At 51.9% G+C, this 25,648-nt stretch carries 25 protein-coding genes; 9 read left to right on the top strand and 16 right to left on the bottom strand.

The features are described 5' to 3' along the window. Positions 1 to 46 precede the first annotated feature (46 nt). The 3 genes from KNP86_RS01945 to KNP86_RS01935 all read right to left on the bottom strand — a co-directional run bounded on the left by KNP86_RS01945 (position 47) and on the right by KNP86_RS01935 (position 5,116). Complete coding sequence (locus tag KNP86_RS01945; protein WP_138859662.1) at positions 47 to 3,484, bottom strand: pyruvate carboxylase; 3,438 nt, start codon at positions 3,482 to 3,484, stop codon at positions 47 to 49. A gap of 31 nt (positions 3,485 to 3,515) precedes the next feature. After that, positions 3,516 to 4,751, bottom strand: a complete 1,236-nt coding sequence (locus KNP86_RS01940) for an FtsW/RodA/SpoVE family cell cycle protein (RefSeq protein WP_214752636.1) — start codon at positions 4,749 to 4,751, stop codon at positions 3,516 to 3,518. 86 nt (positions 4,752 to 4,837) lie between these two features. Beyond that, the gene (locus KNP86_RS01935) at positions 4,838 to 5,116 is read right to left on the bottom strand and encodes an Fpa/YlaN family protein (protein ID WP_021067011.1); all 279 of its coding nucleotides are present in this window, start codon (positions 5,114 to 5,116) and stop codon (positions 4,838 to 4,840) included. Positions 5,117 to 5,288: 172 nt separating this feature from the next. Between KNP86_RS01935 and KNP86_RS01930 the strand changes: the two genes are divergently transcribed. Together KNP86_RS01930 and KNP86_RS01925 are read left to right on the top strand one after the other, a co-directional pair. Then, positions 5,289 to 5,756 (top strand): hypothetical protein, encoded by a 468-nt coding sequence (locus KNP86_RS01930; RefSeq protein ID WP_214752634.1) that lies wholly within the window; start codon positions 5,289 to 5,291, stop codon positions 5,754 to 5,756. A gap of 94 nt (positions 5,757 to 5,850) precedes the next feature. Next, the gene (locus KNP86_RS01925; RefSeq protein WP_353048141.1) at positions 5,851 to 7,062 is read left to right on the top strand and encodes a multidrug efflux MFS transporter; all 1,212 of its coding nucleotides are present in this window, start codon (positions 5,851 to 5,853) and stop codon (positions 7,060 to 7,062) included. A 28-nt stretch (positions 7,063 to 7,090) separates the two neighbouring features. Here the strand turns inward: KNP86_RS01925 and KNP86_RS01920 are convergent, their stop codons facing one another. Together KNP86_RS01920 and KNP86_RS01915 are read right to left on the bottom strand one after the other, a co-directional pair. Next, positions 7,091 to 8,407 carry a PhoH family protein gene (locus KNP86_RS01920; protein ID WP_034777033.1) on the bottom strand — a complete coding sequence of 439 codons (1,317 nt, stop codon included), beginning with the start codon at positions 8,405 to 8,407 and terminating at the stop codon, positions 7,091 to 7,093. Between the two features lie 33 nt (positions 8,408 to 8,440). Then, complete coding sequence (locus KNP86_RS01915; protein WP_034777031.1) at positions 8,441 to 8,890, bottom strand: PNPOx family protein; 450 nt, start codon at positions 8,888 to 8,890, stop codon at positions 8,441 to 8,443. Positions 8,891 to 9,002: 112 nt separating this feature from the next. Between KNP86_RS01915 and KNP86_RS01910 the strand changes: the two genes are divergently transcribed. Then, positions 9,003 to 9,203 (top strand): YlaI family protein, encoded by a 201-nt coding sequence (locus KNP86_RS01910; protein WP_021067006.1) that lies wholly within the window; start codon positions 9,003 to 9,005, stop codon positions 9,201 to 9,203. Positions 9,204 to 9,245: 42 nt separating this feature from the next. Here the strand turns inward: KNP86_RS01910 and KNP86_RS01905 are convergent, their stop codons facing one another. Together KNP86_RS01905 and typA are read right to left on the bottom strand one after the other, a co-directional pair. Then, on the bottom strand, positions 9,246 to 9,590 hold the full coding sequence (locus KNP86_RS01905) for a YlaH-like family protein (RefSeq protein ID WP_232939276.1): 345 nt from the start codon (positions 9,588 to 9,590) through the stop codon (positions 9,246 to 9,248). Positions 9,591 to 9,677: 87 nt separating this feature from the next. Further along, positions 9,678 to 11,522, bottom strand: coding sequence for a translational GTPase TypA (typA, locus tag KNP86_RS01900; protein WP_034777027.1), 1,845 nt, complete (start codon positions 11,520 to 11,522; stop codon positions 9,678 to 9,680). Between the two features lie 163 nt (positions 11,523 to 11,685). Here typA and KNP86_RS01895 point away from each other — a divergent pair, with 163 nt between their 5' ends. Next, the gene (locus KNP86_RS01895; RefSeq protein ID WP_034777025.1) at positions 11,686 to 11,862 is read left to right on the top strand and encodes a hypothetical protein; all 177 of its coding nucleotides are present in this window, start codon (positions 11,686 to 11,688) and stop codon (positions 11,860 to 11,862) included. Positions 11,863 to 11,923: 61 nt separating this feature from the next. On the opposite strand, the gene KNP86_RS01890 is transcribed toward KNP86_RS01895, so the two are convergent. The 3 genes from KNP86_RS01890 to KNP86_RS01880 form a co-directional block, all read right to left on the bottom strand. Continuing rightward, the gene (locus KNP86_RS01890; protein WP_034777023.1) at positions 11,924 to 13,177 is read right to left on the bottom strand and encodes an inositol monophosphatase family protein; all 1,254 of its coding nucleotides are present in this window, start codon (positions 13,175 to 13,177) and stop codon (positions 11,924 to 11,926) included. 79 nt (positions 13,178 to 13,256) lie between these two features. Then, the gene (locus KNP86_RS01885) at positions 13,257 to 13,445 is read right to left on the bottom strand and encodes a hypothetical protein (RefSeq protein WP_015881266.1); all 189 of its coding nucleotides are present in this window, start codon (positions 13,443 to 13,445) and stop codon (positions 13,257 to 13,259) included. A 246-nt stretch (positions 13,446 to 13,691) separates the two neighbouring features. Then, positions 13,692 to 13,958 carry a UPF0223 family protein gene (locus KNP86_RS01880; RefSeq protein WP_034777021.1) on the bottom strand — a complete coding sequence of 89 codons (267 nt, stop codon included), beginning with the start codon at positions 13,956 to 13,958 and terminating at the stop codon, positions 13,692 to 13,694. A gap of 172 nt (positions 13,959 to 14,130) precedes the next feature. Here KNP86_RS01880 and KNP86_RS01875 point away from each other — a divergent pair, with 172 nt between their 5' ends. Beyond that, on the top strand, positions 14,131 to 15,612 hold the full coding sequence (locus KNP86_RS01875; RefSeq protein WP_214752632.1) for an aminotransferase class I/II-fold pyridoxal phosphate-dependent enzyme: 1,482 nt from the start codon (positions 14,131 to 14,133) through the stop codon (positions 15,610 to 15,612). Positions 15,613 to 15,719: 107 nt separating this feature from the next. Here the strand turns inward: KNP86_RS01875 and KNP86_RS01870 are convergent, their stop codons facing one another. Next, positions 15,720 to 16,046: a DUF3055 domain-containing protein gene (locus KNP86_RS01870; protein WP_483298405.1), complete on the bottom strand. Its 327-nt coding sequence runs from the start codon at positions 16,044 to 16,046 to the stop codon at positions 15,720 to 15,722. 72 nt (positions 16,047 to 16,118) lie between these two features. On the opposite strand from KNP86_RS01870, the gene aac(6') reads away from it, so the two are divergent. Beyond that, the gene (gene aac(6') / locus KNP86_RS01865) at positions 16,119 to 16,562 is read left to right on the top strand and encodes an aminoglycoside 6'-N-acetyltransferase (RefSeq protein WP_034777016.1); all 444 of its coding nucleotides are present in this window, start codon (positions 16,119 to 16,121) and stop codon (positions 16,560 to 16,562) included. Between the two features lie 17 nt (positions 16,563 to 16,579). Here aac(6') and lpdA read toward each other — a convergent pair whose 3' ends face one another. From lpdA to pdhA, 4 genes are all read right to left on the bottom strand, one after another. Further along, positions 16,580 to 17,992, bottom strand: coding sequence for a dihydrolipoyl dehydrogenase (gene lpdA / locus KNP86_RS01860; RefSeq protein WP_034777014.1), 1,413 nt, complete (start codon positions 17,990 to 17,992; stop codon positions 16,580 to 16,582). Positions 17,993 to 17,996: 4 nt separating this feature from the next. After that, positions 17,997 to 19,289, bottom strand: a complete 1,293-nt coding sequence (locus tag KNP86_RS01855) for a dihydrolipoamide acetyltransferase family protein (protein WP_034777012.1) — start codon at positions 19,287 to 19,289, stop codon at positions 17,997 to 17,999. A gap of 76 nt (positions 19,290 to 19,365) precedes the next feature. Next, positions 19,366 to 20,343 carry an alpha-ketoacid dehydrogenase subunit beta gene (locus KNP86_RS01850; protein ID WP_034777010.1) on the bottom strand — a complete coding sequence of 326 codons (978 nt, stop codon included), beginning with the start codon at positions 20,341 to 20,343 and terminating at the stop codon, positions 19,366 to 19,368. A gap of 3 nt (positions 20,344 to 20,346) precedes the next feature. Next, positions 20,347 to 21,432 (bottom strand): pyruvate dehydrogenase (acetyl-transferring) E1 component subunit alpha, encoded by a 1,086-nt coding sequence (gene pdhA / locus KNP86_RS01845; RefSeq protein WP_034777009.1) that lies wholly within the window; start codon positions 21,430 to 21,432, stop codon positions 20,347 to 20,349. A 330-nt stretch (positions 21,433 to 21,762) separates the two neighbouring features. Here pdhA and def point away from each other — a divergent pair, with 330 nt between their 5' ends. Genes def through KNP86_RS01830 form a run of 3 tightly spaced genes read left to right on the top strand, consistent with a single transcriptional unit; the run spans position 21,763 to position 24,142 of the window. Then, on the top strand, positions 21,763 to 22,302 hold the full coding sequence (gene def, locus KNP86_RS01840; RefSeq protein ID WP_214752630.1) for a peptide deformylase: 540 nt from the start codon (positions 21,763 to 21,765) through the stop codon (positions 22,300 to 22,302). Position 22,303: 1 nt separating this feature from the next. After that, the gene (locus KNP86_RS01835) at positions 22,304 to 23,929 is read left to right on the top strand and encodes an alpha/beta hydrolase (RefSeq protein ID WP_214752894.1); all 1,626 of its coding nucleotides are present in this window, start codon (positions 22,304 to 22,306) and stop codon (positions 23,927 to 23,929) included. 30 nt (positions 23,930 to 23,959) lie between these two features. Beyond that, positions 23,960 to 24,142, top strand: coding sequence for a hypothetical protein (locus tag KNP86_RS01830; RefSeq protein ID WP_034777005.1), 183 nt, complete (start codon positions 23,960 to 23,962; stop codon positions 24,140 to 24,142). On the opposite strand, the gene KNP86_RS01825 is transcribed toward KNP86_RS01830, so the two are convergent. Continuing rightward, positions 24,139 to 25,596 carry a phospholipase D family protein gene (locus KNP86_RS01825; RefSeq protein ID WP_034777004.1) on the bottom strand — a complete coding sequence of 486 codons (1,458 nt, stop codon included), beginning with the start codon at positions 25,594 to 25,596 and terminating at the stop codon, positions 24,139 to 24,141. The genes KNP86_RS01830 and KNP86_RS01825 overlap by 4 nt on opposite strands. Between the last annotated feature and the right edge of the window lie 52 nt (positions 25,597 to 25,648).

Below are 25,648 nucleotides of genomic sequence, written 5' to 3'. Positions count from 1 at the left end.
CACTCCTATCTAAAAAAGAAGCATAGCCGCGCTATGCTTCTTTCCATTATACAAACTCAATCAATAAGTCGTCACTTTGGATTGTGTCGCCTTCTTTAATATGGACCGCTTTGACTTCACCGTCTTGAGCGGCTTGGACCGTCGTCTCCATCTTCATCGCTTCCGTGACGAGGAGCTGTTCCCCGCGATGGACACGGCTACCAGGTTCGACGAGCACTTTCAACACCGATCCCGGCATCGAAGCACCGACTTGTTTCGGGTTCGTCCGATCAACTTTCGGTCGGCTCGTCGTCGCCGACTTCACGTTCACGTCTTTGATTTCGATTTCACGCGGTACCCCGTTCATCTCATACGAGACAAGACGGATACCGTCCTCGTTCGCCGCACTGATTTGAACGAGTTTGATGATGAGCGTCTTCCCGGTCTCGATCTCGACTTGAATCGTCTCTCCGACGTTCAAGCCGTAGAAGAACGTTAACGTGTCGAGGACGGATACATCGCCATACGTCGTCGAATGGGTGACGTAATCCTCGAACACTTTCGGATACAACGCGTTCGAGAGCAGTTCGAAGTCCGTCACCGGGCGCTCGAGCTTCTCGAACAACTTCGTCTGCGCCGCCTTGAAATCATACGGTTCGATCAGTTTACCCGGACGTACGTCGAGCGGTTTTTCGCCTTTCAAGATGGCTTGTTGCACGTCTGTCGGGAATCCGCCTGGAGGCGTTCCGAGCTCACCGCGCATCATTTCGACGACCGAGTCTGGGAAGTCGAGTTGGTGACCCCGCTCGACCACATCTTGTTCGTTCAAGTTATGTTGGACCATGAACAGTGCCATGTCCCCGACAACTTTTGACGACGGCGTCACTTTGACGATATCGCCGAACAACATGTTGACGCGGGCGTACATCGCCTTCACTTCGCTCCAACGGTCGCCTAACCCGACCGCTTTCGCTTGTTGTTGCAAGTTTGAATACTGACCGCCCGGCATCTCATGCTCATAAACCGATGGGTTCGAAGCACGCATATCGCTTTCGAACGGCTCATAGTTATGACGCACGTCTTGCCAGTAGTCGCTGATGACCTCGTAATGCTTCGCATCGATTTTCGGTTGACGTTCATGGTGATCGAGCGCATAAATCAAGCTGCCGCCTGAAGGTTGTGACGTCATGCCTGACATCGAGCTCGCAGCCACGTCGACGATGTCGACGCCCGCATCCGTCGCCCGGGCATACGTGAAGATTCCGTTGCCGGAAGCGTCATGCGTGTGCAAGTGGATCGGCAAATCGACGGCATCTTTCAAGGCTGAGACGAGCGCGTATGCCGACTCTGGCTTGAGCAGACCGGCCATGTCCTTGATGGCAAGGATGTGGGCCCCGCTCGCTTCGAGTTTCTTCGCCAAATCGACATAGTACGGCAAGTGGTACTTCGGACGGTTGCCATCGTACAGGTCGCCTGTATAACAAACGGCCGCTTCCGCGACTTTTCCTGTCGGTAACGTCGCGTCGATCGCAAGTTGAATCGACTCGAGGTTGTTCAAGCTGTCGAAGATCCGGAACACGTCGACACCCGCATAGGCCGCCTCATGGACGAACTGTTCGATGACGTTGTCGGCATAGTTTTTATACCCGACCGCGTTGGCGCCGCGAAGCAACATTTGAATCAAGACGTTCGGCATCTTCTCGCGGAGCCGCATGAGGCGAACCCATGGGTCTTCCGAGAGGAAACGATAGGCGACGTCGAACGTGGCCCCGCCCCATGCCTCGACCGAGAATAACTCTGGCATGAGTTTACTCGTCGGTTCGGCGATATTGACGATGTCTTGTGTCCGCATCCGCGTCGCAAGAAGCGACTGGTGCGCGTCTCGCATCGTCGTATCCGTCAACAACAGTTCAGGTTGACGTTTGATCCAATCGGCAAGGCCGTCCGGACCTAGCTCCGTCAAAATCTGTTTCGTACCTGGTTTGGCTTCAGCCGGAAGGTCTTGCGGAATCCGGACCGAGCGGCTAATCGGCTTATCTTTCAATCCGACACCCGGGAATCCATTCACGGTGACGTCGCCGATATAGTTGAGCAACTTCGTTCCACGGTCTTTCCGTTTCGGGAAGACGAACAATTCTGGCGTCTCGTCGATGAACGACGTGTTGTAGTCACCGCTGATGAAGTTCTGGTGCTTCATCACGTTAATCAAGAACGGAATGTTCGTCTTGATGCCGCGAATCCGGAACTCGTTCAAGTTACGGACCATTTTCGAAGCCGCCTGTTCGAACGTCATGCCGTGTGTCGACAGCTTCACGAGAAGCGAGTCATAATACGGTGAAATCTCGGCCCCGACGTAAGCGTTCCCGCCGTCGAGTCGGACCCCGAAGCCGCCCGGAGAGCGGTACGCCATAATTTTGCCCGTGTCCGGCATAAAGTTGTTGCCCGGGTCTTCTGACGTGACACGTGACTGGATCGCGTAACCGAGCAATTTGATGTCTTCTTGTTTCGGCATATGGATGACGTCGCCGTGGAGCGACTCGCCTTGCGCGATCATGAGCTGGGTCTGCACGATATCGAAGCCGGTCACCATCTCTGTGATCGTGTGCTCGACTTGGATGCGCGGGTTGACCTCGATGAAGTAGAACGACTCGTCTTCCGTGACGAGGAACTCGACCGTCCCGGCGTTGATGTAGCCGACGTGACGCATGAGCTTAACCGCCGCGTCACAAATCGCTTGGCGCGATTCCTCAGACAACGTCACACACGGTGCGACCTCGACGACTTTTTGATGTCGACGTTGGACCGAACAGTCACGTTCGAACAAGTGGATGATGTTACCGTGATCGTCCCCGAGAATCTGAACCTCGATGTGTTTCGGACGCTCCACTAATTTTTCTATGTACACTTCGTCTGAACCGAACGCTTGCTTCGCCTCTGACTTGGCACGTTCAATCAAATCTTTCATCTCGGCTTCCGTACGGATGACACGCATCCCGCGGCCGCCTCCGCCCATCGCCGCTTTGACCATGAGTGGGAACCCGTGCTCGTTCGCAAACTCGAGCGCGTCTTCGTATGATGTGAGCGGTCCGTTTGAACCTGGAATGACCGGGAGTCCGGCCGCGATCGCACTTTGACGGGCCCGAACTTTATCCCCGAACGCATGAAGATGCGATTCATTCGGACCGACGAAGATGATACCTTCTTCGCGGCAACGACGTGCGAGCTCGATGTTCTCAGATAAGAAACCGTATCCTGGGTGAATCGCGTCAGCCCCCGACTGTTTCGCGATTCGAATCACGTCCTCGATATCGAGATAGGCGTCAATCGGCTTTTTATCGAGACCGATCAAATATGCCTCGTCCGCTTTAAAACGGTGTAACGAGCCGCTGTCTTCTTGTGAATAGACGGCGACTGTGCGCATTCCTAGTTCAGTGGCTGCCCTAAATACACGAATGGCGATCTCTCCACGGTTGGCTACAAGTAATTTGCTAATTGGTTTCAACATAAATCCCCCCATTTAAGTAGTTCGAACCTTCTTACCTGACAACATGTAACGATGAACCTTGCACATTTTCGGCTGATTTCTCACGAATCTCAGCCCGTCTTGTCGCTTCCCGGTGCCGGTTTCGCATCGAGATGCTGCTGAGCACTCCGAGAATGCCCATCGTCATGATGAGTGACGTCCCGCCGTAACTGACGAGCGGAAGCGTGACCCCCGTCCCCGGGAACCAGCCCGACATCGCCCCGATATTGATCCCGGTTTGGACCATGATTTGGGCAGCGATGCCGAATGAGACGAACATCGCGAAGTGACTATCGCTATGGTTGGCGATATTGACGGCGCGGAACGCGATGAAAAAGAGCAGGACGAGGACGACGACGACACCGACAAAACCGAGCTCTTCCGCGATGATGGACATGATGTAGTCCGTCTCCGGTTCGGGCAGATACCCATACTTCTGATAACTGTTGCCGAGACCGACACCGGTCAATCCTCCGTGCACGATCGAGATGATCGACATGAGCAATTGATGGCCATAGCCTTCAGGATCCATGAACGGATTGAAGACGACCTCGATCCGACTGCGCTGGTTTTCCGAAAAAATCGTCGTGAACATCAAATAGACGGCCCCGATCCCAGCGATCACCGATGGGATGATGATTCGGAGCGGCGCCCCAACGGCGAGCCACATGAGGAACATGATGGCGCCAAGGACGAACAGCCCTCCCATATCCGGTTGCCCGTTGATGGCGATCGCATACGGGAGAAAGAAATAGATGACGGGAATCACGAAGAAGGCACCGGCTTGGGCCCGTAATCCTTTTTTCGTGATCGCGGCTCGGCCGAGTCGTCCCGGCAACCCTTTCAGTTCATTGTTCCACAGTTGGTGATAATAGTTCGCGAGCAATAAAATCAACACGAACTTGGCAATCTCGACCGGTTGCACCGTGAATCCGCCGATGATGAGCCACGCCCGTGCCCCGTTGAGTGGTGGCATCGCCCACGTGACGAACAAGAGGACGACCGACACGAGGTAGAGGCCGTACAAAATATTTAGTTTTCTAAAGTTCTCATAGCGGAACATCGTCGCAATCAAGTAGACGACAATCCCGAGTCCGGCGTAGAAGAGTTGCCGATAGAACAAACCGCTGTTCGCGTAATCCCCGCGATTCCATACGCTCGCACTGTAAATCATGATTGAGCTGATTCCGACAAGCATGAGCACCGCAATGAACAGTGAGAAATCAAAGTACCGAAACCGAGTTTTCATGTTTTCACTTCCTTATGTACAACAATCCTTGACCCATTATAAAAAAATACTCAAACAGCGCCGCTTGCACAGTTTGAGTATAAGGTTCATAAATCTGAAGCTTCCGCGAGGGCGGACAGCTTTTGTTCCAATGAATCGAGCAGTCCTTTACCTTCAATGTCTGAAATGAGTCCAAGACGGACCGCAAAATCAATTTGGCGTGATAGACCGAACATATGTGTATCAAGCACCTCTTCATAAAGCGGGCACTTCGGCATTTTTAGGTTTTCTAACTGCACTTCAATCAAACAACGGATTTTTTCAGCGTCTGCCTCTAATAGTTGAAGCGCTTGCTCCCGTTGGACTGCAGCCAAATTTGTCGCCACTACGACCCCTCCTCCGTACAATGACAGACTGTTTGTCATAACTCAACTGTACATTATATTTCATCATAATTCAATGAACAGTCTGGATTCACTATGAGTTTCTCGCAGTTTCCCTTTTTCCCCGGAAGAGCTGTATAATGTACAGTGTATCGTGAATAAAGGGGGCGTATCAATGATTTTTCCACTAGACGGAGCGGTTCGTCACGCGTTGACGATTGACCCGACCGTATGGATTTTCGACGACCGCAAGCGGAACATCGAGGAACTCGACCGCGCGGTTGAGAATGATAATGAAGCGTATTATGCCAAGATGGGGAAGGCATGGGACGACGGCCTGACACAAGGGACACGTGTCGACCACAATAAACCGATGACTCGGGCCGATAAAGACGCGGCGCTTCGCGACTCGTTCGCGATGCCGTTCGCTCCGTTCCTGCAAAACGCTGAACCAATCGCTACGGCGACACACGTCAGCTTTTATGGGGAATCGGTGCTCACGCTATCAATCGATGAGGCACGCACCGTCTATCTCCAGTTCTCGAAGGACGGGAAAGTGCTCACGGACGGCCCGGTATACGTCTTGCATAATCAGCAAGTTTTGCGCGGCGTCCACCATATCGCGGTGCGAACAGAAGCTTGATCGAGAAGGCCATAGCGCCTTCTCATTTTTTTGGACTTTTTACTTCACAAAGTGTAACATATAGGTTATGGAAAAACTTCATGTTTGAAAGGTCGTGACGCTTACGTATCCTTTATGGAAGAAAAACTTAATCATCGTTTGGATCGGTAGCTTTTTGACGGCGGCCTCGATGAGCCTCGTCTTACCGTTCCTCCCCTTATTTATCGAAGAGCTCGGGGTCACGAATCCCGATCACGTCGTCACCTGGTCAGCCGTCGCTTTCGGTGCCACGTTCCTCGTGGCCGCCATCGTCTCCCCGCTCTGGGGAAGGCTCGCCGACCAAAAAGGCCGCAAACTGATGCTCATTCGGGCAAGTCTCGGCATGGCTGTCGTGATGACGCTCATCAGTTTCGTCCAAGACGTGTATCAACTCGTCGGGCTTCGGCTCCTCATGGGTGCCGTCTCCGGGTTCATCTCGGCGGGGATCACCCTCATCGCTTCACAAACGCCAAAAGAGAAAAGTGGCTGGGCGCTCGGTACCTTGTCGACCGGTGGCATCACCGGCGGACTCCTCGGTCCATTGATTGGAGGACTCCTCGCCGACTGGATTGGGCTTCGACCCGTTTTTCTCTTGACCGGCAGTGCCCTATTTATCACGTTCATCATCACACTCGTGTTCGTCAAAGAGGACTTCGTCCCGGTGGCGCGCGAACGGCTAGACTCGACCAAATCGATCATCGCCTCGCTCCGCCATCCGCAACTGATCTTAAGTCTCTTTTTAACGACGTTTTTAATCACCTTCTCGACGCAGTCGGTCGGTCCGTTACTGACACTGTATGTCCGGGAATTGAACCCGTATACGACATCGCTCGCCTTTATCGCCGGCATCGTCGCCTCGGCACCGGGTGTGGCCGCGCTCATTTCCGCACAGCGGCTCGGGCGGCTATCGGACCGGTACGGGGCCGAACGTATCTTGTTTTGGGCGCTCATCGTCTATAGTGCCTTCTTGATTCCACAGGCGTTCGTGACATCGACGACGCAACTCGTCGTGTTGCGATTCGGCCTCGGTTTCGCCACCGCGGCGCTCATGCCGTCCGTGCAGTCGCTTTTGCGACAACACACGCCGAGCCGAGCGGCCGGGCGCATCTTCTCTTATAATCAGTCGGCCCAGTTCATGGGTAACTTGCTCGGACCGTTGTTCGGGTCTCAAGTCGTCGCGCATTTCGGCTTCTCCGCCCTCTTCATCGTGACCGGTTTGATTATGTTGACGAACGCCTTGCTCGAAAAATCGAACGTGCAAGTGGCACTTCATCCGAATACAAAATAAACGCCGAGCAGCCGCTCGGCGTTTTTCGTTATAGTAAATCGGCGGCCAACCGGGCAAGCGACGAGCGCTCCCCTTTGATGAGTTGGACGTGGCCGAATACGTTTTGCCCTTTGAACCGTTCGACGGCGTACGTGAGACCGTTCGAATATTCATCCAAATATGGGTGATCGATTTGATACGGGTCGCCGACGAGGACGATTTTCGAATTCTCCCCGACGCGGGTCAGAATCGTCTTGATCTCGTGTTTCGTCAAGTTCTGGGCCTCATCGATGATGATGAACTGGTCCGGCATGCTGCGGCCACGGATATACGTGAGCGCCTCGAGCTGAATCGATTTGATGCCGGCCAAGATGTTCCCGAGCTCGTCTTTCGAATTGGCATTAAACAAAAACTCTAAGTTATCGTAAATCGGTTGCATCCAAGGCCGCAGTTTTTCTTCCATCTCGCCCGGCAAGTAGCCGATATCGTTCCCCATTGGGACGACCGGACGGGCGACGACGAGCTTATTGAAACGACGCTCGTCTTCAACGAGCGACAACCCGGCCGCGAGCGCGAGAAGTGTCTTCCCGGTTCCGGCTTTCCCGAGCAACGTCACGAACGGGATATCGTCGCGAAGCAACAAGTCGAGTGCCATCCGCTGTTGGACGTTGCGCGGATGGATGCCCCAGACGTGTTCGACGTCTAGGGAGAGCGGACGAAGGATCGGTTGCAGCGCATCGACGACCGCGACTGCGCTCGCTTTCGAGACGTTGCTTTTTAAAACGACGAATGAATTCGGGTACAGTTGATTTTTCGTCAACGCAGACAGCGGCAGCTGACGGACTTTGTAAAATTCATCGATGACGGCTTGATCGACCTCGATCTCCCGGTAGCCGGCATATAGGTTCGTCGTATCGACGATATGGTCGGTCAAATAGTCTTCGGCTTCAATACCGATCGCGTCCGCCTTGACGCGGACAAGTATATCTTTCGAGACGACGACGACTTTACGGGTCCGGTCGTGCTCGTATTGTTTCATCAGGCCGAGCGCCACGGTCAAAATGCGGTTATCGTTCGTCATGACGTCGAACGGGAAATCGACGGTATGTTCATGGCCGATCTCGACGAACAAGTGACCGCCATTCTCGAGCGGTACCCCGTCATGCAGTTTCCCGGTCGTGCGGAGTTGGTCGAGTACACGCGCCGTCTCACGGGCGTTACGTCCGACCTCGTCCATATTGCGTTTTTTGCCGTCAAGCTCTTCTAATACGATGGCGGGGATGACGACATCGTGCTCATCGAATTGGAACAAGGATAGTGGATCGTGTAAGAGTACGTTCGTATCGAGCACATACGTTTTTTTCATAGACTTTGCCGCCCCTCGAAAATAGGATGGTGATCAAGAATTCAAACTCTCCTTGACTTCACGGTCCAGCTTTTCTGCTGCTTCGACATCGTACGTCTTGACGATGTCCGGTTGTCCATATGTCGCCCCGTAAAAGGAGACGTTACGGACTTCTTCAACGTGCCCTTCAAAAAAGCGAAGGTGCAATCCCGGCTTCACGCTTGGCTCGAACTCGGCCACATGCGACAAGGCCACACTGTAAGCCAGGCCTCCTTCTATAAAGATGAGACTTGCGGTCCGTTCATTCCCAAGCAACGTGATCAAATGCGAATTTTTCGTCAAGGCGAAACGTATCGTTACTTCATTCGGCGCTTGCACCCAGCTGATGGCATGGGTGATCGGCCACCGTTTCGGTTCGTCAAATGTGATTAAAAATGTCAATGGCATATCATTCAACGTACCTTGTTGTGCCTTTGAGAGTTCGAACGCGGCTTTGCTCGCCATATACTCCCCTCCTCCCGAACGGGTATACGAAATGGATTCGCCCTTACAAACCTCTTTCCCTGCTTTTCTCTCCTGAAATCATGCTATAATCAACGAAGAGGAAGGTGAGACCATGCGCGTAAAGTGCTCTCTTTGTGACAAAATCGATACGATTGATTCGTGGTCGTTCGAAGCGAAACGACTTCGTAATAAACCTGCTAAAACGTACATGTGCCAGACGTGTCAAGAACGCATCACCGCGCGAACCGCGGAGCGTGCCGCGACCGGCCAATTCCACCTATATCCATCGTTCCGTCAAAAACGGAGATGGTAATCAAAAATGGACGTTTCGCCCTCGGGCGAAACGTCCATTTTTTCAGTGTGATTCGACGCCTTGTCGACGGTTCCACCAGAGGCGGCCCCGGTAGATTGCCAAGACGACAGCCATGACAAGGAGAACTTCTGGAATCGGCCATGTGAAGAAGACGAGCGCCATCGTGCCTGCCCCGAGTGCGAGCAGCATATAGACGACGAGCGACTTCCACCATGTCAATTGTTTGGCAAAACCTAATTTAAACACGAGTATCGTCAATAAGATGACCGTGATGATCAAGGCGTTAAACCCGACCGAGAAGTCGTTCGCGTCACTGCCGACGCCAAGTAGCGAGGCAATCCACGGCACATCGATTTGTGTGATGTCCATCGTTTGAGAAGCTTTCAAGCTGATAATCCCCCTTTATTTCCTTCACAATCATTCTACACTATCCAAAACAAAAGGGAACGCCTAGGCGCTCCCTTTTTTTCTGACTTATTCTTTACCAAGTTTACGACGCTTGTCAGCTTTCTCGCGTTCGTTCTTGTTCAAGACTTTTTTACGGAGACGGATTGACTCCGGCGTGATTTCACAGTACTCGTCATCGTTCAAGAACGTGAGCGACTCTTCGAGTGAGAAGACGCGTGGACGTTTCAAGACTTGTGTCGAGTCTTTTGCTGAAGCACGCATGTTCGTCAACTGTTTGCCTTTGACAGCGTTGATCGCGAGGTCGACGTCGCGGTTACATTCACCGATGATCATTCCCTCGTATACTTCTACACCTGGCTCGATGAAGATCGTTCCACGATCTTCAAGGGCACCGATCGAGTAAGCCGTCGACTTACCAGGTTCGATACAAACCATGACACCGCTGCGGCGGCCGCCGATGTCAGCAGAGATGAACGGACGGTACTCTTCGAACGTGTGGTTCAAGATTCCGTATCCGCGTGTCGCTGACAAGAACTCGTTACGATATCCGATGAGGCCACGTGAAGGAACGATAAATTCCATACGTGTTTGACCGTTGTCGTTCGTGTTCATGTTGGCAAGTTCACCTTTACGGAGACCGATTGATTCCATGACTGAACCCGTGTACTCTTCTGGGACGTCAACGATGACGCGCTCGAACGGTTCGATCTTCGTACCATCTTCGTCTTCACGGATGATAACTTGTGGTTTCGAAACTTGAAGTTCGTAGCCCTCACGACGCATGTTCTCGATCAAGATCCCGAGGTGAAGCTCACCGCGTCCTGATACGATCCATTGGTCAGGAGAATCTGTGTTCTCGACACGGAGTGAAACGTCCGTCTCAAGTTGTTTCATCAAACGCTCTTCGATTTTACGTGCCGTCACGAAATCGCCTTCGCGCCCTGCGAATGGAGAGTTGTTCGTCATGAAACGCATTTGAAGTGTTGGCTCATCGATGCGAAGGAGCGGAAGTGGCTCTTCTTTACCGACTGGCGTGACCGTCTCACCGACGTTGATGTCTTCCATCCCGGCGATGGCGATCAAGTCACCAGCTTTGGCTTCTTCGATTTCAACACGTTTGAGGCCGAAGTAACCGAACAATTTAGTGACGCGCAATTGTTTGATTGATCCGTCTGTTTTGCAAAGTGAGACTGACTCGCCAACTTTGATTTTCCCACGGAAGACGCGACCGACACCGATCCGGCCAAGGTAGTTGTCATAGTCGAGCATCGTGACTTGGAACTGAAGCGGCTCATCCGAGTTATCGATTGGTGCCGGTGTGTTCTCAAGAATCGTGTCGAGCACGTACGTGATTGTATCTTCTTGCTTCTCTGGATCAGGATCGAACGAACTTGAACCGCTGACAGCAGACGTATAGACGACAGGGAATTCAAGTTGATCTTCATCTGCTCCAAGGTCGATCAACAAGTCGACAACTTCATCGACAACGTCGAGTGGGCGTACCATCGGCTTGTCGATTTTGTTAACGACAACGATTGGACGGAGACCTTGGTCGAGTGCTTTCTTCAATACGAAACGCGTTTGTGGCATGCAGCCTTCACGTGCATCGACGACGAGGATAACGCCGTCAACCATACGCATGATCCGCTCAACTTCACCACCGAAGTCGGCGTGACCTGGTGTATCAACGATGTTGATGCGTGTATCTTTATAATCGATTGCCGTGTTTTTCGCGAGAATCGTGATTCCGCGCTCACGTTCGATGTCGTTCGAGTCCATGGCGCGTTCTGCGACCATTTCGTTTGTCCGGAAAGTACCAGACTGTTTCAATAATTCATCGACAAGCGTTGTTTTACCGTGGTCAACGTGGGCGATGATGGCTACGTTCCGAAGGTTAGTTCTTACATTCATGTAGTTAGTCCTCTCTTATTTAAAAAAGTTTCATCTTTTATTCAACTTTAAGAGTATAGCACACGTCCCACCACCTTTGTCGAGTGTTATCAACTGTTAACGTTTCCAAACGCATCATTTTTGACTACAATAAAGAAGACTAGAGAAAAAAGGGGGAATCTCCATGCAACTCATGTTCGTTTTAATCGCGACCGCGGTCGTCGCCGGTTTCGTCGGCATCGGAATTGGGGTGGCCGAAGGAAGTGCCGCCATCATCATCGGCAGTCTCGCCTTGAGCGGCATCGCCACGTTCTTCGGTATCAACTTACGCCGTCGCGTCCTCTCTGACCGACGTCCATAACAGAAGGCCCGGGCGCTGCGCCCGGGCCTTGTTTATGAGCTTGTCCTTCTGTCTGACACGCTTATAAGTCGCGTGTCAGACAGATGCGGTCACGCAAGGCGAGCCCGTCCTCTTCGATTGGCGGATAACCATGGCTCGGGAAGTAGTCGCGCTCGACCGAGTCGAAGCGGAAGCCAGCTTGTTGATAAAATCGCAACTGGACGATGCTCGAGTTGCCCGTACAGACGAGCATCTGCTTCGCACCGCTTTGCTCGGCCCGACGAATCGCGTCTTGGAGCAGCCGTTGTCCGATCGTCTGGTTTTGCCGCTCCGGCTTGACGGCGATATTGACGAGCTCGAGCAGCGTTTCACTGCGCCGCACCAACATATACGCTCCGACGCGTTCTCCGCCGAGCGTCGCTTCATATGTCTCCCCCGCTTCATACTGCTCACGCACCATCGCCTCGTTCGGATTGGCCAAGACGAGCAAGTCCCGGACACGGTCGTAGGAGCCGTTAATCCCAATCTGAAGATCAGGTCTCACTTCCGGCGCCGCCCCTTTGGCGATGACATAGTGTTTGACGACATCTTTGACGAACGTCTCGCTACCGGCAAGGACCGACGTCTTCCCGTCATAACGGACCGGTTCCCCGTAAATTGAGACGACTCTGCCTCCGACTTCCTCGACGAGCAGTTTTCCAGCCGCATAATCCCACGGCATATTCCGCATCGTGATGTACCCGTCGACCCGACCCGCGGCGAGCCACGCGAGTTCGAGCGACGCGGCGCCATGGGCCCGCGTGCCGACCGAGTCGCGCACGATTGGGGCGAGTACTTCCGGAGCGATCTGCTGATTCGGTGTGACCCAAGTCGCGTTCATGCTCAGGAAGGCGTCACGGACATGATGTTCTTGGATGGCCGGAAGCTTACGACCGTTCAGCGTCGTCCCAACGCCGCGACGTGCCACGAACAGCTCATCCGCCATCACATCATAGACGAAGCCGTATTCGACGACCCCATCGATCATGACGGCCACTGAGATGGCGAACATGCGCTTCTGATGGATGAAGTTCAACGTCCCATCGATCGGATCGACAAACCAGACCGTTCCGGACAAGTCGTCCGGTCCTGTCGAGATTCCTTCTTCCCCGATGATGTGATGCTCGGGGTACGTTTCACGGATACGGTCGACAATCAACTGTTCGACGGCTCGATCGATTTCTGTGACCAAATCCCCTTTACCTGTCTTTCGTTCGATGCGATAGCTCTCATCGATTTTTTGCCGAATATATTCCCCTGCTTGTTTAATCAAGTCAATCGCGAACCATTCCAACATGTTTATCACCTCTACTATGTATTGTACCAAACAAAAACCAGTATCCGCATGGAATACTGGTTGAATGAGTGGTTGTGGGTCAGGCTTCGAGACGCAAAAGTTCTTGGCGATATTTCTCTAACCGATGCTTGCTAGCCTGGACAGTGGCATCGTCTTGTGACGCCATCGCATCGAAGAGAGTTGCCAATTCATAATCAATCTCTAAGCGCAGCACCGGAATCCGTTTTTCTGCGTCTTTTCTTTTGAATGCCTCGATCACTTGTTTCATGAGATGCCACACTCCTTTAGTTGGGCTACAAGTTACGGTTTAGTGAGTTGAATTGAGTATATCAGATGAGATTCAAAAAGGAAAGAGAATTGTCTGACTATTTTGAATTTTTTATCTTAGTGAGTATATTCCCATTTCAACTGACGCTAAACCTGAAATAACTGTTAATAATATGTACCCTATTTAAAAGACAAATAACAAAAAAAGCATGAGAAAACTGTTCTGTTCTCCCATGCTTTCCAGCAGTTACAATTTTATAATCTTTGCATTTGATTTTAGGGCCGCTTGGACCGTACGATAGGTAGAGTATCCGGTCTGTTCGTCGTGCACGGCGCTCAGTTGTTTTTCTTCTGATTTCGATGTCACGATTTGTTTGAACGACCGATACGCATCCAAAAACGTTTCGCGGTCGACACCGCCTTCATTGGCAAGGGCGACTTGATTGTAGAACTCGACGACTTCTATGAGCTCATCCGTCGTCCAGTCCGGATTAATCGGATAGTTGATTTGCATATTCTTCACCTCGACAACCATTGTATCAACAAAAAAAACTATTGCAAGTTGGGATAGAAATCACTATAGTTTTTTTGTTGCATTGTTTTTTAAAACGAAACGTCTAAAATGACATGAGATTGAACCTAAACCGACAACCCATATACACACTGCTATCAAGGAGGACTTACTATTGAAACTTAAAGGTGCTACACAGCTCGAGACACCGCTCTTTGACACGTTGCTCACGCACGTGGACACGAATCCGATCGCATTCCACATCCCAGGCCATAAAGGCGGGAAAGGAATGGACCCTGAGTTCCGCGACTTCATCGGCGAGAACGCTTTGAAGATCGACCTGATCAACATTGCCCCGCTCGATGACCTTCATCATCCGAAAGCGGCGATTGCCGAAGCCGAGCGCCTCGCAGCCGAAGCGTTCCGTGCCGACGAGACGTTCTTCTCAGTTCAAGGGACATCAAGCGCCATCATGGCAATGATCATGGGCGTCGTCGGACCGAACGAGAAGATCATTGTGCCGCGCAACGTCCATAAATCTGTTATGTCCGCGCTCGTCTTGACCGGGGCCCACCCTGTCTTCATTCACCCTGAATATGATGAGACATACGGAATCGCCCACGGAATCACGGCAAGTGCCGTCGAACGCGCCCTCGAGATGCACCCTGACACGAAAGCCGTCCTCGTCATCAACCCGACTTACTTCGGGATCGCTGGTGATTTAGAACGGATCGTCGCCGTCGCCCATGCCCAAGACGTACCTGTCCTCGTCGATGAGGCACACGGTGTCCACTTGCCGTTCCACGACGAACTCCCGCTCTCTGCGATGCAGGCCGGCGCGGACGTCGCGGCAACGAGTGTGCACAAACTCGGCGGTTCGATGACCGGGAGTTCCATTTTGAACGTCCGCCGCGGACTCGTCTCACCAGAACGGATTCACGCGATGTTGTCGATGATCACGACGACATCGACGTCTTACCTCCTCCTCGCGTCGCTCGATGCGGCCCGTCGCCAATTGGCGACAAAAGGAGAGGCGATGAACGAACGTGCCCTCACGCTCGCACGATCGGCTCGAGTGGCCATCGACAACATGCCGCACTTGTCGGTCTACGGTCACGCCGAACTTCATTCAGAGTCGACGTACGCGCTCGATGAGACGAAAATCCTCGTCTCGGTCCGCGAGCTCGGGATCACCGGCTTTGAAGTCGAGAAGTACTTGCGCGAGACGCACCGCATCGAAGTCGAGATGTCAGATCTGTTGAACGTCTTGTTCATCGTGACGAGCGCCGACGACGAGTCGACGATTCAAGCGTTGATTGACGGGATGCGTGACGTCGTATCGGTCTACGACCAGTCTGGAAACGATTCGTTGTCGATCATGCTCCCTGAGATCCCGCCACTCGCGCTCAGCCCGCGTGACGCCTTCTACGAGGAAACGGAGACGATTCCACTCGAGAACGCCGTCGGACGCATCTCGGCCGAGTTCATCATGGTATATCCACCAGGAATCCCAATCATTATTCCGGGAGAGCTCATCACGACATCGACGCTCGAATATATTATGGCCAACATCGAGGCCGGTCTACCGGTCCAAGGTCTAGAAGACGAGTCGCTCCAAATGATTAAAGTCATCCAACAAACAAAAGCTATCCGCTAAGACGAAAGCGAGCCGGTCCAATGGACCGGCTCGCTTTGTGTCATCAGAAGAAAAGGTGGCTTATGATGATCGAATTGCTTCCCCTACGTTCCATTATAAGAAAACGCTTACATTTTTTCAAGGGGTGAATTTTCAGTTTGGTTGGATTCAGTCTCATTTTCAGTTAGACAAAGGCGTAAAAACTCAGCGACGTGTCCGGTGTCTCGCAAGGCGATGCTGAGCATCGGATAGAGCTGTCTCGGTTCTTCGAGCGCATGGACGTCAAGAAGGGCAGACTGTCCGGTCTGCATGCAGACGACGAGCACTTTCCCCATAAATTGATGTGTATACACAAAACCGAAATCATAACGTGACGTCTCTGTCTCGATCCCCGTGAATCGGACGCGGCTCGTCTCAGAGACGGTGTATAACAATTCTTCATCGAACGCCATCATCGTTCCCTCCTTTCTCACTTCATTCTTTATTTTCCTTTATACTGAACGTACGAAACATAAGGAGGACGACTGATGAAGATTCGAAAAGCGAATGAACAAGATTGCCTTGAACTGGTAGCTCTCATGCGACAACTATGGCCAGACGCCCCCGTTGCTGAACTGACCCCTGAGGTCCGGCTCGGGATCCGCTCCGGCAAGATGCACTATTTTATCGCGGAAACGGATGAACCGGTCGGATTTTGTCAGCTCAGCTTCCGTCATGACTATGTCCCTGGCACCTCCACCTCCCCGACCGCGTTTATAGAAGGGATTTACGTCATCGAAGCCGCGCGGCAGCAGGACGTGGCGACACGCCTCGTCGAGGCGGCCTCCGTATACGCCCGGTCGAACGGATGCGACGAGCTCGCTTCGGATACGGAAATCGAAAACGTCGGCAGCCAACAATTCCATGAACGGATCGGCTTTCAAGAAGTCGAACGGACCGTTCATTACATAAAAAAGCTCTCTCGCGAGTAAGCGAGAGAGCTTTTGACTTATTTAACGACGTGGATTGGCATACCCATTGCGATTTCTGCCGCTTCCATTGCCATCTCACCGAGTGATGGGTGAGCGTGGATTGTAAGCGCGATATCTTCTGCAGTCATGCCTGCTTCGATGGCGAGACCAAGCTCGGCGATCATATCTGAAGCGCCTGTACCCGCGATTTGAGCACCGATCAAGAGACCGTCCTCTTTACGCGTGATGAGCTTCATGAAGCCGTCTGGCTCGTCGAGAGCGAGGGCACGGCCGTTCGCTGCGAATGGGAATTTCGATACAGTGATCTCAAGTCCTTCTTCTTTTGCGAGTGGCTCTGTGTAACCGACTGTTGCAAGTTCAGGGTCAGTGAAGACGACCGCTGGGATTGCTGAGTAGTCGAGGTATGCTGGCTTACCGGCAGCTGCCTCCGCTGCAACTTTCGCTTCGTAAGAAGCTTTGTGCGCGAGCGGTGGTCCTGGTACGATGTCGCCGATTGCGTAGATGTTTTCGTTCGACGTCTTGCACTGGTCGTCGATTTCGATGATGCCGCGGTCGCTGATTTTAACTTCCGCGTTTTCGAGACCGATGTCGCCAGTGTTTGGACGACGGCCGACTGTGACGAGGACGTAGTCCGCTTCAACAGACTGCTCTTCGCCATTCACTTCAAACTTAACTGTTACGCCGTCTTCTGTTTCCTCGACGCCTTTTGCAAGAGCGTTCGTGTGAATCGTGACGTTACCTTTTTGTTTGAGTTTCTTCTTGACGATTTGCGTCATTTGCGGCTCGAAGCCAGACAAGATGTCGCTTGCGCCTTCAACGACGACGACTTCTGTATCGAAGTTCGCGTACGCTGTGCCAAGCTCCATACCGATGTAACCGCCGCCGATGACGACAAGTTTCTTCGGTACTTCAGGAAGAGCCAATGCGCCAGTTGAAGAAAGGACGCGTTTTGACCATTTGAACGATGGGATCTCGATTGGTGTCGAACCAGTCGCGATGATCGCTTTTTTGAACTTGTAAGGAGTCGAGCTGTCTTCTGTGATAACACGAACTGTGTCTTCAGATGCGAAGAAAGCCTCACCTTGAACGATGTCAATCTTGTTACCTTTCAAAAGGCCTTTGACGCCGCCAGTCAATTTGTTGACGACCGACTGTTTCCAGTCTTGGACTTTTGTGAAGTCGACTGATACGTTGTCAGACGTGATACCCATTGACGAGTGACCTTTTGCGTGCTGGAAGTTGTGACCAGCTGTGATCAACGCTTTTGATGGGATACAACCGACGTTCAAGCAAACGCCACCAAAGTTACCTTTTTCGACGATTGTGACTTTGAGGCCAAGTTGTGCGCCACGAATGGCTGCGACGTATCCACCAGGACCGGCGCCGATGACAAGCAAATCAGTTTCTTGTGCGAATTCTCCTACTACCATGTTCTTATCCCTCCATCATTAGAAGTGCTGGATCTTGAAGCAAGCGTTTCACCATGTTGAGTGCGTTTTGAGCAGTCGCACCGTCGATGAGGCGGTGGTCAAAGCTGAATGAGAGGGCGAGGACTGGTGCCGCGACGATCTCACCGTCTTTAACGACAGCTTTTTCAGCGATACGGCCGATACCGAGAATCGCAACTTCTGGGTGGTTGATGACAGGTGTGAACCATTGTCCGCCAGCAGAACCGATGTTCGTGATTGTGATCGATCCGCCTTTCATGTCGTCCCCAGCAAGTTTGCCTTCACGTGCTTTACCGGCAAGCTCATTGATGTTTGTAGCGAGTGCGTAGATTGACTTACGGTCCGCTTCTTTGACGACAGGAACAACGAGACCGTTGTCCGTATCGGCAGCGATACCGATGTTGTAGTAGTTTTTGTAGACGATCTCTTCGTTGACATCATCGATTGATGCGTTGATGGCTGGGTAAGCTTTCGCTGCAGCTGTCAATGCTTTAACGACGAATGGCAAGTACGTGAGTTTCACGCCTTGGTCAGCAGCCACTTGTTTGAACTCTTTACGGAGTGCGACGAGTTTCGTGACGTCGACTTCGTCCATGAGTGTAACGTGTGGAGCTGTATGCTTCGAGTTGACCATTGCTTTCGAGATCGCTTTACGGATTCCACGGATTTTCTCACGCGTTTCGAGTTCAGGCGTCGCTGACTCGTAAGGCTTGATTTCCGTTTTAGCAGCTGCTGCTGGAGCTACAGATTCTGTTTTCTCTGTTGTAGCTTCGGCTGTTGGTGCTTCACCGTTTGCGAATGCATCGATGTCTTCTTTCAAGACGCGGCCGTTGTCGCCAGAACCTTTGACTTCACGGATGTCGATGCCTTTTTCACGAGCGTACTTGCGGATTGAAGGCATAGCGATGACGCGCTCCGATTTGTGAAGTTGTACTTCACGCGGGCCGTCTTCTTTTACGTCTTCTTTCACGTCTTCCGTCTTCTCTTCAGCTTTTGGCTGTTCAGGAGCTGCTTCCTCTTCGCCTGCTGGCGCGTCACCTTCGATATCGAACGTGATGAGGACGTCACCGACGACCGCAACTGTACCTTCAGAGACTTTAACGTCTTTAACTGTTCCATCAACTGGAGCAGGGATTTCAACGACGGCTTTGTCGTTTTGAACTTCAAGAAGAATGTCATCTTCTTTTACTGTGTCCCCTGCTTTTACGAACCACTTGACGATTTCACCTTCGTGAATTCCTTCACCGATGTCTGGTAATTTAAATTCAAATACTGCCACTGGTTTTTCCTCCCATCAATTCATCATGTAAACACAACGAGGGAGACAATTCTCCCTCATCGTTACTTGAACACGATCAGAAGTTGATAACTTCCTTAACTTTTGCAACGACATCTTTATGGTCAGGTAACCATGCGTCTTCCCCTTGTGCGAAAGCGAAGACCGTGTCTGGTGCAGTTACACGAAGCACTGGTGCCTCGAGGTGAAGAATTGCGCGTTCTTGAATTTCAGTTACGACATTTGCCGCAATACCTGCTTGACGTTGTGCTTCTTGAACGACGATGGCGCGACCAGTCTTTTTGACTGATTCTACGATTGTGTCGATATCAAGCGGGCTAACTGTCATAAGGTCGATGACTTCGACGTTGATGTCTTCTTTCTCAAGCTCTTCTGCCGCTTTGAGTGACGTGTGGACCATTGCACCGTAAGTGATGATCGAAACGTCAGTTCCTTCGCGCTTCACGTCTGCTTTCCCAAGCTCGATCGTGTAGTCGCCTTCTGGAACTTCGCCACGGAATGAACGGTAAAGTTTCATATGCTCGAGGAATACGACTGGGTCGTTGTCACGGATAGATGCGATCAAAAGACCTTTAGCATCGTAAGGCGTTGACGGGATGACGACTTTAAGACCAGGTGTCTGAGCCATCAAGCCTTCAAGGCTGTCCGCGTGAAGTTCTGGTGTTTTAACACCGCCACCGAATGGTGAACGGATTGTAACCGGTTGGCTGTAAGCGCCGCCTGAACGGTAACGCATACGTGCCATTTGAGCAGCAACCGAGTCGAAGACTTCGAAAACGAATCCGAAGAACTGAACTTCCATGATTGGACGGAAGCCTGTGAGACCAAGACCGATTGCAAGACCACCGATACCCGACTCAGCGAGTGGCGTATCGAAGACACGGTCTTCGCCGAACTCATCTTGAAGTCCTTCCGTCGCACGGAAGACCCCACCGTTTTTACCAACGTCTTCTCCGAAGAGAAGTACTTTCTCGTCGCGCTTCATTTCTACGCGCATCGCATCAGTAATCGCTTGGATCATTGTCATTTGAGCCATAACTTACTTCGACTCCTTTGCTGTATATTCTTCAAGCTGCTCTTTCAAGTTTGAAGGAAGTGTTTCGTACATGTTGTTGATGAAGTCCGAAACTTTTTGTTTTGGTTCTTTGTCGGCGAGGCTGATCGCTTCTTTCACGTCTGCTTTCGCTTGCTCGATGACTTCGTTTTCCATGTCTTCGTTCCAAAGCTTCTTGCCTTCGAGGAAGAGGCGGAAACGTACGAGCGGATCTTTCTCTTGGTACTCTGTATCGAGTTCTTTCGTACGGTAACGTGTTGGGTCATCCCCAGCGAGCGTATGTGGTCCGTAACGGTATGTGAGTGCTTCGATGAGCGTCGGAGTTCCATCAAGTGCGTCTTTACGCGCTTGTTGTGTTGCGGCGAGGACAGCAAGAACGTCCATTCCGTCAACTTGAATTCCGTTGATTCCCGCTGCGACAGCTTTTTGCGCGATCGTTTTAGCTGCAGTTTGCTTCTCAACAGGTGTCGAGATGGCGAAGCGGTTGTTTTGAACGACGAAGATGGCTGGTGATTTGAATGCACCTGCGAAGTTCAATCCTTCGTAGAAGTCACCTTGTGATGAACCACCGTCACCCGTGTAAGTAATGGCGACGTTTGTGTTGCCGTTGCGTTTGAGGCCCATAGCCACACCCGCAGTTTGGATGATTTGTGCCCCGATGATGATTTGTGGCATCAAGACGTTGACGTCTTCAGGGATACGGTTACCCGCGACGTGGCCACGTGAGAACAAGAACGCTTGATAAAGCGGAAGTCCGTGGAATACGAGTTGTGGGATATCACGGTAGCCTGGAAGGATCCAGTCTTGTTTGTCGAGCGCGTATTGCGTCCCGATCATCGTTGCTTCTTGACCAGCCACTGGCGCATAGAAACCTAAGCGTCCTTGACGGTTGAGCGAGATGGCACGTTGGTCCCAGATTCGAGTATAGACCATGCGGCGCATAAGCTCCTGGAGTTGCTCGTCCGTTACATCGGGCATCGCGTCTTGGTTGACGACCTCGCCCTTCTCGTCGAGAATACGGAACGTTTGGAAGTTTTCTTCCACGTTTTGAAGTACCTGAACGTTGTTCATTCGTTTCACCTCATCCTTTCAACTATGAGACAATTGTCTTTTTTGTGATCAAACACTACCTCAAATCTTAAGTGTATCTGTCCAAAAAAGCAATCTGTATTAACGTGATTCAGGAAAGTAACACTTATCCTGCCGTTTCCTAGTCAGTATAAAACGGGTTGTTATAATAACGCAAAAAATATGCTCACCTCATAAAAACGCTTACATGAGCACATCTTTCTCTTGATTTCGGCTCTGTATCATTTTCATTTCACCTTCTGTACCATCTAGGCGAAATCACTAATAAATATGATATAATTGATCATATCGCCATTGGAAAGGAAGTTTTGCATGTTAACGATGAAAGATGTGATTCGTGAAGGAGACGAGCGGCTCCGCACCCGTTCAATCGAGGTCCCGGTCCCACCGACGGCAGAAGACCTCGCGTTACTCGACGAAATGGAGACGTTCCTCGTCAATAGCCAGGATCCCGAGATGAGCGAGAAGTATGAACTTCGTGGCGGCATCGGCATCGCTGCACCTCAGCTTGGTGTGAATCGCCGTTTCTTCACGGTCTTGCTCCATGAAGAAGACGACACGTTCAAACTATCGATTTTCAACCCGAAAATCACGAGCCACTCGGTTGAACAGACGTACTTAAACGGCGGCGAAGGGTGCCTATCTGTCGATCGCGTCGTGAAAGGGAACGTCCCACGCCATCGCCGCATCACAATCGAAGGATTCGACCGTGACGGTGCCCCGATCAAATTGCGTCTCCGTGGGATGCGCGCCATCGTCTGTCAGCATGAGCTCGACCATTTAGATGGGGTCTTGTTTTACGACCGCATCAATCCAACCAACCCGTTAGAGACTTACGGTGAGCCGATTTGAGGTGACGAGCTTGAAAAAAAAGGCGCTGTTGTTAGTATTCCCATTTTTATTTCTTTTAATCGGCGGATGTGTCCGGATTGAGTATGATGCCACCGTTCATTACGACCAGTCGGTCACGTTAGAGACGACGTACGCTTTCCGCGACCACCCCGTCATGAAGTTGCTCAATTTGCGGCTTGATTGGGAAACATGGAAACAACAAGCGACTGAGAACGGCTACGCAACGCGTGACTATTCGAGTGAGGACGATTACGAGGGCATGGTGCTGAAGAAAACGTTCGATCATGTCGATGACCTTCAAAACATCAAAGAAGAATGGAAAACCGGGCCGGCCGGTATCCTCGTCCCTCCCGATGTGAAATTCGATGTCGCAAAAGAGGACGGGATATGGTTTGACTCGTATGTGCTCAATACGAATCTCGACCTTCGGCTCGACCGTGTCGACCTACCCGGCGTGAATTTGAGCGGCTCGCCGAAACAATTAGCAGAGCGGTACGTTCGTCAAGCCGATATTCGGTTCAATTTGACGGTGCCGACCGGCGTGTTCGTCGAAGACGGAACCGGACTCGACTTGCGTTCCATGAAACATGTCGAATGGCAAGTGTACGGCGGCCGTCAAAACAACATGACACTCGTCGCCCACGTGCCGAACGTCAAAGCATGGATCATCACGATCGTCGTCGGCCTCGCCCTCTCCCTGATCGGTTTTTTCGTCTGGCGGAAGTACCGCAAAAACGTCGGCAATCCAGACAAGACATCGATTCGGTCCCGTATTTTCGGTGGATTGATTCTCGTCTTGACACTCGCCTTGATCATCGTGACGATCCGCGAAGAATTGACGACCGAACGGAAGACCGAAGCAATTCGCCAAGCGGCCCAAACGGACGAGTTCATCCCGACGTTCGCCGTGCACGGTTTGCTCGGGACAGACCGAACTTTCCTCCGCCTCTCGCAGTATATGGAACAGCGCGGGTTGGCCAAAGATGGGGCGCTCTGTACCGTGACGGCGAAAGGTGCGGTCGACTGCGTCATCAATGACTATAATTCGATGCGACCGATTGTCCGCATCGAATACGAGGATGCTGAGGCATCGCTCAACAATCAGACGAAATGGCTGAACGCCGCCATCGAACGCTATAAGGACGAGCGGAACCGTTCGTTTGATCGAATGTACTTGATCGGCCACAGCATGGGCGGCGTCGCGGCAGCGAACTATATCTTGAATCAAGAAGACTACATCATCGACAAGTTCGTGACGTATGATAGTCCGTTCGCCGGCACTCGCCTCGCTAACTTTGGTTTATCCGCTAGCAACTTCGGAATCAATACGGGAAGCCCCGCCATCCGCGACTTGTCCCCGACCTCCGATGGTCTGCAAGCGTTCCAAGCCAAGCTCGAGACGTGGCCACGTTCCGTCCAGGTGTTCTCCTTCTCAGGGCGCGGCGGCGAGTTCAACTTGATCGAGCCGTCCAGCTCGCTCCTACTCGAAGAATACACGAACAATATCGACACGGAGACCGTGCCGTACGATCACTTCTCGCTCCACCGGAAGACAGACGTCCTCCGGGAGACAGGACGCTTCTTGTACGAGTATTCGAACGAGTTTAACCCTGTCGAAACGAATTGACGAAAACCCGCCTTCTCATGAGGGCGGGTTTTGTTCGGTATCATGATTATAGGTACTCGTCCGGTCATCATCCTCGCATTACGTGGCAAGTTATTTGGATTGACCGGCGTCTGTCGACCGAAGCAAACGCCGGTGAAAGTCAAAATGACGTTCACCAACATCCACCATCCGCAAACAAAAACCCGCCTTCCTGCGAAGGCGGGTTCGACTTAATAGGTCATCGTCCACGTCAACTTCTGCAACCAATAAATCAAATACTTCCCGATTGGTAAATCGGTCTGAATCTCATCATAGGCGAGCGTGTACGTCCCTTGTTCGTTGTTCCATAGCTGTTTGAAGTAGCCGTCGACTTCGCGAATGAATTCCGTCTCCGTCGTCGTCACGACTTCAACGTCCGCTTCGAGGTTATAGTCGTTCATGTTCCGGGTCGTATAGTTCCCTGACCCCATGACGACGACACGCCGGTCCCCTTCAACGTACAGCATCTTCGGATGATATTGTTCTTTGCCGACCTCGTACCACCGGATTTCGATTTGCTCCGGGTTCACCGAGTTCAATTCCGCTGCGACAGGCAAGTTCGGCAAACCTGATTTGTCGCGACCGAACGCGTTCGTGTTCGGGTCGAGGATCAGTTTGACGAACACACCGCGCTCAGCGGCCTCATGGATGGCTTGAATGATGTTACGGTCGGCCAAGTAGAACATGCCGATCCAAATCGTCTCGCCAGCTTCAGCCTCTTCCATTGCTCCGATGACCGCTTCTTGAATTTTTGATTCCGTGACATAACGGATTTGCATCGGACCGGATGATTCCTCTTGGCGCAGGTTGGCGAGCTTCTCCTCGCTCGGGAAACGCTCGGCGTCCCCTTTCGAAAATGTCGCAATCGCTTCTTCCCCTTCGAGGATGTCCGCTAAAATTGGACCGTCGAGCCGGACGCCTACGTTCGAATGGTAGCCGCTCGCATCGTGTGGGTTAGCCGATAAGACGAAACCATCATTCTCGGTCACCATCACTTTGCGGTGATTCGCTTTCACGTTCAAGAGTCGTAAATACGACCGGATCGTGATATCCGGGGCCGACTTGGCCATCGGGTTCGGGAGCCACCCGTTCTGACTGTCACCGAACCATTGAAACCCGATGCGATACAGCGTCGAGTATAAGATATTCGGGTCACGGAGCGCATCGAGGTTCGTGTAGACGATCTCGGCGCCCGCTTCTTTCAACACGTCTAAATGATCGGACGCATGACCGTTATACGTCGTATTGATCTCATCGGTGATCAACACGACGTTCATGTCCGGATACGCTTCCATCTGTTCTAACAAGGCCGACGACAGGCTAGCCGTGATGTCGGGATACTGACGGTCTTCGTTCGAATAAGGATTGAATAAGAAAAAGTCCATGACGATATATTCCCGTGCCTCGCGGATTGATCGTTCGACATCTTGAAAAATCTCTTGCTCATTGATTTCAGTGTCTTCGCCTTGATACGTCAAATCAGATAAAAAATCGATTTGGTCGTCTGAAATCGCGACCGGCTCCGACGCCCGGGACACACCGTCCGGTAGCGGTTTGACTTGATGGTAAACCATCGTGATGAGGAAAAGTAAGGCAAACGCGGCAAGCCCCCATTTCACCCACCCTTTCTTCCGTTTTGGTCGTTCCATTCAGCACCATCTCCTTTTATTATAGTCCTCTAAAAAACGGGCTGTAGTCACC

It is taken from the genome of Exiguobacterium sp. s16 (assembly GCF_018618115.1).
Classification (GTDB): Bacteria; Bacillota; Bacilli; order Exiguobacteriales; family Exiguobacteriaceae; genus Exiguobacterium; species Exiguobacterium mexicanum_A.
Note: the sequence above shows the minus strand (reverse complement) of the source record. Positions and strands in the feature narration are given on the sequence as shown.

Bases quoted from the DNA above. Each gene is read 5' to 3' on its own strand.
- KNP86_RS01945 (WP_138859662.1), bottom strand. From the start codon at position 3,484: ATGTTGAAACCAATTAGCAAATTACTTGTAGCCAACCGTGGAGAGATC.
- KNP86_RS01940 (WP_214752636.1), bottom strand. From the start codon at position 4,751: ATGAAAACTCGGTTTCGGTACTTTGATTTCTCACTGTTCATTGCGGTG.
- KNP86_RS01930 (WP_214752634.1), top strand. From the start codon at position 5,289: ATGATTTTTCCACTAGACGGAGCGGTTCGTCACGCGTTGACGATTGAC.
- KNP86_RS01920 (WP_034777033.1), bottom strand. From the start codon at position 8,407: ATGAAAAAAACGTATGTGCTCGATACGAACGTACTCTTACACGATCCA.
- KNP86_RS01915 (WP_034777031.1), bottom strand. From the start codon at position 8,890: ATGGCGAGCAAAGCCGCGTTCGAACTCTCAAAGGCACAACAAGGTACG.
- KNP86_RS01910 (WP_021067006.1), top strand. From the start codon at position 9,003: ATGCGCGTAAAGTGCTCTCTTTGTGACAAAATCGATACGATTGATTCG.
- typA (WP_034777027.1), bottom strand. From the start codon at position 11,522: ATGAATGTAAGAACTAACCTTCGGAACGTAGCCATCATCGCCCACGTT.
- KNP86_RS01895 (WP_034777025.1), top strand. From the start codon at position 11,686: ATGCAACTCATGTTCGTTTTAATCGCGACCGCGGTCGTCGCCGGTTTC.
- KNP86_RS01890 (WP_034777023.1), bottom strand. From the start codon at position 13,177: ATGTTGGAATGGTTCGCGATTGACTTGATTAAACAAGCAGGGGAATAT.
- KNP86_RS01885 (WP_015881266.1), bottom strand. From the start codon at position 13,445: ATGAAACAAGTGATCGAGGCATTCAAAAGAAAAGACGCAGAAAAACGG.
- KNP86_RS01880 (WP_034777021.1), bottom strand. From the start codon at position 13,958: ATGCAAATCAACTATCCGATTAATCCGGACTGGACGACGGATGAGCTC.
- KNP86_RS01870 (WP_483298405.1), bottom strand. From the start codon at position 16,046: ATGATGGCGTTCGATGAAGAATTGTTATACACCGTCTCTGAGACGAGC.
- lpdA (WP_034777014.1), bottom strand. From the start codon at position 17,992: ATGGTAGTAGGAGAATTCGCACAAGAAACTGATTTGCTTGTCATCGGC.
- KNP86_RS01850 (WP_034777010.1), bottom strand. From the start codon at position 20,343: ATGGCTCAAATGACAATGATCCAAGCGATTACTGATGCGATGCGCGTA.
- pdhA (WP_034777009.1), bottom strand. From the start codon at position 21,432: ATGAACAACGTTCAGGTACTTCAAAACGTGGAAGAAAACTTCCAAACG.
- def (WP_214752630.1), top strand. From the start codon at position 21,763: ATGTTAACGATGAAAGATGTGATTCGTGAAGGAGACGAGCGGCTCCGC.
- KNP86_RS01825 (WP_034777004.1), bottom strand. From the start codon at position 25,596: ATGGAACGACCAAAACGGAAGAAAGGGTGGGTGAAATGGGGGCTTGCC.